This window comes from Geobacillus sp. DSP4a, assembly GCF_013096875.1.
Classification (GTDB): domain Bacteria; phylum Bacillota; class Bacilli; order Bacillales; family Anoxybacillaceae; genus Geobacillus; species Geobacillus thermophilus.
Genome location: NZ_SDLD01000209.1, coordinates 1 through 424, shown reverse-complemented (window position 1 = coordinate 424; position 424 = coordinate 1). Strand labels below are relative to the sequence as shown.

Here is a 424-nt window from a genome sequence, read left to right as displayed (position 1 = left end):
GGAGTATCCGTTCCCCAACGACAAGCATCATGGCTGGCTCCGTGCCGTTCTGAATATGTCCCTTCGCTGCCCGCGGTAAAAGCCGATCCGCCACGGCAACACGGAACGATAAGAATCCCTGCATTATCAGGAATGAAGGGCAGTAATTTCCGTGCAATATGCAGTGCCTGGCCAACGGTGCCGTACTGTGTTTGATGATTCGTTGCCAGAGGATGGTGATAACCCTGCATATCCTGAACATCGTGTGGGCAGTGAGTCAGTGGAATAATGTCGTTAAAGTGACATGGCGGGCCTCCGGGATGCGTATGCGCAAATCTCGCTAATTGTTTAATTCTGGGATGAGGCGCATCTTCCCTGTCCGGTAATGGCAGTCCTTCGCCATACGCCATGGCATTAGACTGACCAGCAACGGTAAGAACATAGT

At 52.1% G+C, this 424-nt stretch carries 1 protein-coding gene; it reads right to left on the bottom strand.

What is annotated here, in order from left to right:
* A partial coding sequence (locus ETC02_RS17035) for a sialate O-acetylesterase family protein (RefSeq protein WP_216367881.1) occupies positions 1 to 424 on the bottom strand: 424 nt, incomplete at both ends.